This window comes from Exiguobacterium sp. s26, from assembly GCF_018618235.1.
Taxonomy (GTDB): Bacteria; Bacillota; Bacilli; order Exiguobacteriales; family Exiguobacteriaceae; genus Exiguobacterium; species Exiguobacterium chiriqhucha.
In genome coordinates this window covers 71,324-80,182 of record NZ_JACSLS010000010.1, presented here as the reverse complement: position 1 = coordinate 80,182, position 8,859 = coordinate 71,324, and the positions used below count along the sequence as shown (strand labels likewise).

The window sequence follows — 8,859 nt, the reverse complement described above, 5'->3', positions numbered from 1 at the left end:
TTCGTCCTGAGCCAGGATCAAACTCTCCAAAGAATTTGATATAGCTCTTTAAAAATGACGAAGCTTGCGCTTCATTCAAAAATTGTAAATCGTTTTTGCCTCATCGTTCAGTTTTCAAAGTTCGTCTGTCGCTCTTGGCGACTAAATGATAATAACATTTATCATTATTGTGTGTCAACCAGTTTGTTTACTAAGTTGTAAGCAGCGCTGGCAACAGAGATAACTATAGCATCCCTTTCTATCACATGGCAAGCATTATTCTAAAAAAACTTTAAAAGATTTTTCTCGTCCCCTTACTCGCATCTATTGTATTGGAGAAGGGAATTTTTCCCTGTCGACGAATACTCATCAATACCAACTTATAAGAAGGTGACACTTGATGCTCCAACTGCAGCCAAAGAAACGATCGAACCTGCGCATCTGGGCAGGAACACAGTATTACATATTAAAACGCCGAACACAATGGATGACGGATAAGAAGCGGTACACTTCTAAACGAGATACTGCACCACTGCCCCACCTCATCTATGAGCACCGCACCCCACTCTACCGAAAATTACGAGATATCGATCTCAAAATGCAACAGAATAAAGTCATTAATCTTAATATCGCCATTAAACAGTTAAATGGCATCATCGTTTCTCCAAATGAAGTGCTCTCATATTGGAAAGCCATCGGGCGACCTACAAAACGAAAGGGCTATGTGGACGGAATGATTTTGCATTACGGAAAGGTCACGACTGGAACCGGGGGCGGATTGTGTCAATTATCCAACTTGATTTATTGGATCACGCTCCATAGCCCACTCACAGTGACCGAGCGTTACCGCCACAGTTATGATGTCTTCCCTGATTCACGAAGGGACCAACCTTTTGGGAGTGGCGCCACATGTTCCTACAACTATTTAGACCTTCAAATCACCAATCGGACGGCACAGACGTTTCAACTCCTTCTATATATAGAGGGGGATTATCTCGTAGGGCAATGGCGGTCCAATATCCCACCAACCGTTCAATATGAGATATATGAAGAAAACCACCACTTCACGAATGAATGGTGGGGTGGAACAGTTCGGCATAACCAAATATTTAGAAGCGTCTTCTCCCAAGATGGCACATTCATCCGAAATGAGTTCATCACAGAAAACCATGCTTTAACCATGTACGACCCCTTCTTACCTGAAAACACTGCATACAAAAAAGCCGACTCATAAATCGAGTCGGCTTCATTTCATTACGCGTGCGGCAAGAATATAAAGTAAGCCAAGAAGATCACTAACATGCCGTACATGATTGGATGAATCTCTTTCGTCTTCCCTTTCGCGATCATCATGAGCGGATACAAGATGAATCCGAGCCCAATCCCCGTCGCAATCGACGAAGTGAGGGGCATCATCAGAATCGTCATGAATGAAGGAATCGCGATTTCTAGCTTTCTCCAGTCGATATCGAGTAAAGCCGAAGCCATGAGTACTCCTACGATAATCAATGCAGGGGCTGTGACCGCCGATGTGACGACTGCCAAGAGTGGCGAGAAGAAGAGCGCCAATCCGAAGAACAAACCTGCGAATACAGCCGTCAAGCCCGAACGACCACCGGCCGCTACACCAGCCGACGATTCTACATATGACGTCGCAGTCGATGTCCCAAAGATTGCACCTGCCACTGTTGCTGTTGAGTCAGCCATGAGCGCTTTACTCGCACGTGGCACTTTGTTGTCTTTCATGATTCCTGCTTGACGAGCTACCGCTACGAGCGTACCCGCTGTATCAAAGAAATCAATGAAGAAGAACGTCAAGATGACGACTAGCATTTGGACCGTGAAGACTTCTGAGAAATTGATGAACGCTTGTCCGAACGTCGATGACATGCTCGGTGGTGCCGAGATGATGTCTGAAATGGCAGTCGGTGTCGGTACAAGATTGAAGATCATCCCGACAATTGCCGTGAGAAGCATCCCAATGAAGATACCACCTTTTACATTTCGAACCATTAACAATGCTGTCACTACAAGACCGAACACTGAAAGGAGTGTCGTCCCTGTTCCGAGTGAACCGAGACCGACGAGCGTCGCTTCGTTGGCGACGACGATACCTGCATTTTTCAAACCGATAAAGGCGATAAAGAAACCAATCCCTGCCGCGACCGCCATTTTGAGTGGTCCCGGAATTGCGTTGACGACTGTCTCACGAATACCTGACAGTGTTAAAACGATAAAGAACAAACCAGAAACGAGAACCCCTGATAGTGCCGTTTGCCATGGAATACCCATGCCGAGAACTACACTGTACGCGAAGAAGGCGTTAAGCCCCATACCCGGAGCGATCGCAATCGGATAGTTGGCGAACAAGCCCATCATGACAGAACCGACGAGGGCGACAAGACCGGTTGCCACGAAAACAGCGCCCATGTCCATTCCTGCTGCGCCTAACACGTTCGGGTTAACGAACAAGATGTAAGCCATCGCTAGGAACGTAGTGAACCCTGCGACCAATTCCGTTTTGACGTTCGTTCCAAGTTCGTTCAATTGGAAGTAACGTTCAATCCGGTTTCCTGATGGTTGGTGATTTGGTTCTTGCTTGAGCTGTGTGCTCATTGATTTTCCTCCTTGGCTCGCCGTAAAACGAGAAAAGGTCCCCGATTGATAACCGGAGACCCCACGCGAAACATATAGGGACATACGTCCCCCATCTATGTCTCGCCGTAGTGAAATCATTTAAGGTGATTTCGTAGAGACTCTCGGGCCATATTCCCGATATTATACGGCAAAATAATTTTTAATTGTTCGGATATGATAAGAACGTTTTTATCTTAACAACGACGAAATCGTATGTCAACACAAATAACGGATTTTAATCTTTTATTACGCTTTAATGTTCGGATTTTCCAAATAAAAACAGAGGGGATTATTCCCCTCTGGTGGTTATTCCCACTCGATCGTTGCTGGTGGCTTCGATGTGATGTCGTACAGGACACGGTTGACGTGACTGACTTCATTGACGATACGAACCGAGATTTTCTCGAGTACATCCCATGGAATGCGGGCCCAATCTGAAGTCATTCCATCAATCGAGGTGACGGCACGTACGCCGACCGCATAGTCATACGTCCGCTCGTCGCCCATGACACCAACTGAACGAATTGGTGTAAGGACCGTGAAATATTGCCAAATATCACGTTCGAGACCGGCTTTCTTCACTTCTTCGCGCAGAATCGCATCTGACTCACGCACGATTTCAAGTTTCTCTTCTGTGATTTCACCGAGAACACGAATGCCAAGACCTGGTCCCGGGAACGGTTGGCGCCAAACGATATAGTCCGGTAACCCGAGTTCAGTCCCGAGTTCACGCACTTCGTCTTTAAAGAGCGTGTTAAGTGGCTCAATCAACGTGAAGTTCATGTCTTCCGGTAGTCCACCAACGTTATGGTGCGACTTGATTGTTTGTGCCGTGTCCGTTCCACTCTCGATGATATCGGTATAAAGCGTACCTTGGGCAAGGAAGTCCATATCCACAAGTTTAGACGCTTCTTCGTCAAACACGTAAATGAACTCATTGCCGATGATTTTTCGTTTTTGTTCCGGATCTGAAACGCCGGCAAGTTTCGCCATGAAACGCTCCTGCGCGTCAATCTTGATGACTTTCATATTGAAACCGTCCGCGAACGTCTTCATGACGCTGTCCGCTTCATTTTTACGAAGCAAACCATGGTCGACGAACATACATGTCAATTGGTCGCCGATGGCACGATGAACGAGCGCTGCGACAACCGATGAGTCGACGCCACCTGACAACGCGCAAAGAACTTGCTTGTCACCGACAATCTCGCGAATCTTCTCGACTTCGATATCGATGAAGTTCTCCATCGACCACTCACCTTTGGCACCACACACTTCATAGATGAAGTTTTTCAAGATGTCGTTGCCGTACTCAGAGTGACGGACTTCCGGGTGATACTGGACGCCGTACATTTTGAGTTCATCGTTCTTGATTGAAGCGACCGGACATGACGGGTTCGTCCCATCGACGATAAATCCTGGCGGTGCTTCCATGACGAGGTCGCCGTGGCTCATCCAAACCGTATGTTCCACCGGGAGACCTTTGTAGAGCGCCGACGCTTCCGGTGTCGAGAAGAGCGTCGCTTTTCCGTATTCGCGATGTGCCGCTCGTTCGACACGTCCACCGAAGTGATGCGTCATGAGTTGCATGCCGTAGCAGATTCCGAAAATCGGAATGCCAAGTTCGAAAATTTCCGGGTCACAGCGATATGCGCCTTCCGCGTACACACTGTTCGGTCCACCCGAGAAAATAATCCCGGCCGGAGCCAATTCACGAATCTCAGCAGCGGTCATCTTGTGGGAATGAAGCTCACTATATACGCCAAGGTCACGTACACGACGTGTGATCAACTGGTTGTACTGGCCTCCAAAGTCGAGCACCAAAATCATCTCTTGTTCTATTTTCACAAAACCTCCACCTTTCTGCCTTCTTCTCAAAAAAAGAGCGAGCTTCTCCCACGGATTCACTAAACCGAAGAAGAAGCACGCCCTTTTCTGTGTATACGAAACGTGCTCCTTCATAGTCGGTCCATTTACGGTGGTCCGGTAGAGACTCTCGCGCCAATTCGCGAGTATATACGAAGGATTGCTGTTCAATTATCTAACTAATGCGTCTATCTTACTGTATGCATCCGCCTACTTCAACTCATAATTCGACGAATCATGATTTTCCAATATTCTTTATATTTTGAATTCGGCGTTTTTTCGGCATAGATACTTTGTTCAAACAAACGGGTCAATCTCGTCATTTCCGTCGATTCATAATAAGCATCGACCTCTGCGGCGAGTTCGGACGGCGTGCGCCCGTCGACTTTGAAACCTGCTCCGCGGAGTCGTTTCACTAGATATCGATGCATGGCGACAAGTCGATTTTCATTCAATGGACGCCGTGTCCACCAAAGCATCATGACGAGGCGTTCAATCGATTTTCGGTTCCATACGAGAACGGCGACCGTAAAGACAATCACAATCCAACCCCACACCGGCATATTCCAGTTCTCCGTTGCCGCCTCTCCCGACGTCACATCATCGAGTGCCAAATCTTCTTGCGGACGATTCGTCGGCTCGTCGTCTTGCGACGCTTGTGGATCATTGGCCGCTGGATCGTCTGCATTCGCTTCGTCCTCCGTCTCGACTTGAAGCAAGTTGGCGTCCGAGAAACTGATGGTCGCCTCGAGCGGGACCCAGCCTGCGCCTTCCACGAAATATTCTACCCATGAGTGAGCGTGACGGTTCCGGACCGTGTATTCTTCTTCCCCTTGGATAATCCCGCGAGCATCACCCATCGTGAAACCTTTGACCCAACGCGTCGGCACTCCGCTCGCCCGGAGAAGGACGGCAGCCGAGGTCGAGAAGTTGTCACAGTACCCGATTAACGTATCGAACAAAAATTGATCGACGTAATCCGTATCACCTTCCGGGACGGCTACATCTTCCGTATTGTATTGGAAATCTCCAGATTGGAAGTAGGCTTGGACTGCTTGGGCTTGGTCGTAAGGTGTCTCACTGTCGCCCGTGATATCGGCCGACAAGTCGCGGACCCGATCCGGAAGTGAATCCGGCAATTGTAAGTACGCCTGCCGCTCTTCTTCCGTCAACGTCGTCACCGGCTCATTCAACGCCAGTTGCTCTTCTGTGAAGGAAGGGACACTGTAGCGAAGTTGAATCGTCTGAGGCGTCGTTTGCCCGTCATTGTCGAACACGATTTTCCCGGACGGTCGGATGTGAATCGTCTCGTTCGGAAACGGTTCTTCGATATTCCCGACTCGGAATTCGGTGCCATTGTCCGTCTCCGTCGCCTGTGGGTATTCTCCACCATACGGGACGAACGTTTGGCGCCGGTCAAATCGGAGCAACGCCTGTTCCGGTGTCGTATCGACAGCTTGGTCGACGAGTTGTCCGCGGTTATATTCGGAATCGAGGACCGGGGACTCGACCCAGCCTTTCCCCGTATAAATCTCTTTTGACTCGATGCGCCAATAGCGCGCCGGCACACCACGGGCGATGAAGACGATGCCGTCATCTTGCTCAAACGGTCCGCCGAGTTGTTCATCGTTCACCCCATAGCCGACTCGACCGCTGCCTGAGCCTTCATCGTTCCCAGCATTTTGGAAACTCGTCGTCAACCGATCGGACCAATCCCCTTCAATTGTCGGCGACACGCTCGCGAGCGCCAACACGACCGAAGCGAGGAGCGCGATACTGACATAGCGGACGAGCGATTTGCTCGGTCGTTTCGCCAGGTCGGTGACGAAGAGCAATAAGAGCGATGCTAAAATTGCGAGTAAAATCTTCCCTTCCCCGTCATAAAGCGTCCACGTGTCAAAGTAAGCCATCAGTCCGAGCGTCGAAACGATCATCCCGAGAACGAAGCCATAGCTCGGATACGTGCGTCCGACCAGGATGGCGAACAGTACCCCGATGAGTGCCATCGCCGAGAAGAAAATCGCCTCTTCCGGCAAAGCCCCGCTCAGTACCCCGCTCAAATCCTCTAACCATAGACCGAACCAATCCAGGATACTCCCGTGGTACACGTACAAGACGATAAAGAAATTGAAGACGACCACACCAATGAAACCATACCAAGGCAACAAGCTCGCAAACATCGGAACGAGAAGCAGGAACAAGAACGGCCAATTGACATCAAATGTCGTACTGCCCACAATCGGCTCGACCCAAAATGACAACAAGTAGGCGGCAAGCGCCGTATAGACGATTCGTTTCAACCATGTCGTCATGTCGTCACCTCGTTCGCCGTGTACAAATGATAGCTGCCTTGTGTCTCATTCATGATCTCACGCACCCATTTCGTCTCGAGTGGGCTAATCAAAATCAAGTTCCCCACTTCTTGCGGCAGGTTGCGCTTCACTCGTTCGACAAGGCGCCCTTCCGGCTCCGGTGTCGCTGTCAGCAAGTAATGGCCGACCTCTGCGCTTTGGTCCGGCAAATGGAACAGACGGACCTGCTCTTCGATGACATACAGTTCGAACGGCAGATTTTTCCGCTCGAGTTGTCGGATTGCACCGACGAGAAGCGACAATGAACGTTCGAACGCTTCTTCATGCCCAGCCGTTGTCGATGGGACAAAGACAAGCGACAGTTTCTTCTCCTGCTCTTGGTCGAACGTTTTCGTCATTAAGTTTCCGCGTCGAGCCGAGGCTTTCCAATCGATTCGACCGATGCGGTCCCCGGCCGCATACTCACGGACACCACTCGTCGTATTGGCAACCTCGGTATATGTGCGCGTGCGGCGATACTGTTCGCCTCGCCCACCGACTTGCTCGTCACGCGGTAAGTCGAACGGAAGTTCAGCAGGTGAGACTTCAACGACCGTCTCGAGTCGCAACGTCCGTTTGCGGTCGAACAATCCGAACACGTCTCGCACGTGAAGGACAGTCCGATCGAACACGTGGATGCCGCGTCGAATCTGTTCGATTTCGTAATGGACCGTCTCTGTCCGTCGAAAGAAACGATCGACCGTGGTAATGATGACATCAGTGGATGTCGCGAGTCGCGGCGGCGGTGTCTCTTCTAACGTGACGACCCCGACAAGAAACGGGTATTTCCGCTCCACTTGCAGTTCCACGTCCATCGTTTGGCCCGAGACGAGTCGTTTCGTCGTCACACGGCGCGACACGTTCGCGGCTGTGACCGGATAAATCATGAAAATCGTCCAATAGGCGGCCAGGACGAAAAATGACCACCAGAGCGTCGACGCGACGATACTCCCTTCAATCCGGGCGAATGCGTAAAGTCCGAATGCCGCCGCCCACACAAGGAACAGCTTCATCCAATTTTTCATACTTCTTTGACCTCACGATCCATCGGGACCGGAAGTGTGTCGAGCCAACCTTTGACGAGCTGTTCGGCCGTCTTCCCTTTATAGCGCGCTTCTGCCGTCAGTAAGATGCGATGACCGAGCACACTACCGGCGAGCGCCTTCACGTCATCCGGTAGCACGAAGTCACGGTTGTGGATATACGCCCACGCCTGTGCCGCCTTCATCAAAGCGAGTGTCGCCCGTGGACTGCCCCCGAGATACGTGTTCGGGTCGTTGCGCGACTCGTGAATCAAGCGGACGATATACTGTTTGACGGCACTCGAAACGTGTACATCGCGCACTTCGCGTTGCATCTGTTCGACTTCATGTTTCGTAATGACACTCTGTAACGCCTCAAGCGGTTCTGCTTTCTCAAACCGCGTCAGCAGTGCAATCTCTTCATTGAAAGATGGATAGCCCATCTCGATTTTAAGGAGGAATCGATCCAATTGAGCTTCCGGGAGCGGATACGTCCCTTCATGTTCAATCGGGTTTTGCGTCGCCATGACGAAGAACGGGGACGGTAAAATTTTGACTTCACCGTCGACCGTCACGCTGCGCTCCGCCATCGCCTCGAGCAAGGCCGATTGTGTTTTAGGAGAGGTCCGGTTGATTTCATCGGCCAAAACGATATTACCCATCAATGGACCCGGCCGATATTCGAACTCTTTCGTCTTTTGGTTATACATTGAGATTCCGGTCAAATCAGAAGGCAACATGTCCGGTGTGAATTGGACACGTTTGAAATCCAAATCGATGGCTCGACTGAACGTCCGGACGAGCATCGTTTTCCCGACGCCCGGGACATCTTCTAATAACACGTGCCCTCCGGCAAGTAAAGCAGTCAAACTCTTTGCGATGACATCTTCTTTTCCGACGATCACCGTCTCAATGGCATTGATGATCGATTGAATGGCTGGACGATATGACATAGCCGACTCCCCTTTTTTCTCTGATCGCTGACGCGTTAGAAATTAGAATGT

The 8,859-nt window shown here is 50.2% G+C and carries 6 protein-coding genes and 2 riboswitches; of the genes, 1 reads left to right on the top strand and 5 read right to left on the bottom strand.

Annotation, left to right across the window (positions count from 1 at the left end):
* Positions 1–379 precede the first annotated feature (379 nt).
* On the top strand, positions 380–1,213 hold the full coding sequence (locus tag KNP82_RS13260) for a VanW family protein (protein ID WP_029596119.1): 834 nt from the start codon (positions 380–382) through the stop codon (positions 1,211–1,213).
* Between the two features lie 20 nt (positions 1,214–1,233).
* Here the strand turns inward: KNP82_RS13260 and KNP82_RS13255 are convergent, their stop codons facing one another.
* The 5 genes from KNP82_RS13255 to KNP82_RS13235 all read right to left on the bottom strand — a co-directional run bounded on the left by KNP82_RS13255 (position 1,234) and on the right by KNP82_RS13235 (position 8,808).
* Complete coding sequence (locus KNP82_RS13255) at positions 1,234–2,595, bottom strand: NCS2 family permease (RefSeq protein WP_251128759.1); 1,362 nt, start codon at positions 2,593–2,595, stop codon at positions 1,234–1,236.
* 88 nt (positions 2,596–2,683) lie between these two features.
* Positions 2,684–2,785, bottom strand: a riboswitch (purine riboswitch).
* Between the two features lie 137 nt (positions 2,786–2,922).
* Complete coding sequence (guaA, locus tag KNP82_RS13250; protein WP_251128761.1) at positions 2,923–4,446, bottom strand: glutamine-hydrolyzing GMP synthase; 1,524 nt, start codon at positions 4,444–4,446, stop codon at positions 2,923–2,925.
* A 111-nt stretch (positions 4,447–4,557) separates the two neighbouring features.
* Positions 4,558–4,658, bottom strand: a riboswitch (purine riboswitch).
* A 39-nt stretch (positions 4,659–4,697) separates the two neighbouring features.
* Entirely contained in the window at positions 4,698–6,794 is a 2,097-nt protein-coding gene (locus tag KNP82_RS13245) for a transglutaminase domain-containing protein (RefSeq protein WP_029596122.1), read from the bottom strand.
* Entirely contained in the window at positions 6,791–7,858 is a 1,068-nt protein-coding gene (locus KNP82_RS13240) for a DUF58 domain-containing protein (RefSeq protein WP_021065164.1), read from the bottom strand. The genes KNP82_RS13245 and KNP82_RS13240 overlap by 4 nt, the downstream gene beginning before the upstream one ends.
* The gene (locus tag KNP82_RS13235; protein WP_021065165.1) at positions 7,855–8,808 is read right to left on the bottom strand and encodes an AAA family ATPase; all 954 of its coding nucleotides are present in this window, start codon (positions 8,806–8,808) and stop codon (positions 7,855–7,857) included. The genes KNP82_RS13240 and KNP82_RS13235 overlap by 4 nt, the downstream gene beginning before the upstream one ends.
* Between the last annotated feature and the right edge of the window lie 51 nt (positions 8,809–8,859).

Bases quoted from the DNA above. Each gene is read 5' to 3' on its own strand.
- KNP82_RS13240 (WP_021065164.1), bottom strand. From the start codon at position 7,858: ATGAAAAATTGGATGAAGCTGTTCCTTGTGTGGGCGGCGGCATTCGGA.
- guaA (WP_251128761.1), bottom strand. From the start codon at position 4,446: ATGATTTTGGTGCTCGACTTTGGAGGCCAGTACAACCAGTTGATCACA.
- KNP82_RS13235 (WP_021065165.1), bottom strand. From the start codon at position 8,808: ATGTCATATCGTCCAGCCATTCAATCGATCATCAATGCCATTGAGACG.
- KNP82_RS13245 (WP_029596122.1), bottom strand. From the start codon at position 6,794: ATGACGACATGGTTGAAACGAATCGTCTATACGGCGCTTGCCGCCTAC.
- KNP82_RS13260 (WP_029596119.1), top strand. From the start codon at position 380: ATGCTCCAACTGCAGCCAAAGAAACGATCGAACCTGCGCATCTGGGCA.
- KNP82_RS13255 (WP_251128759.1), bottom strand. From the start codon at position 2,595: ATGAGCACACAGCTCAAGCAAGAACCAAATCACCAACCATCAGGAAAC.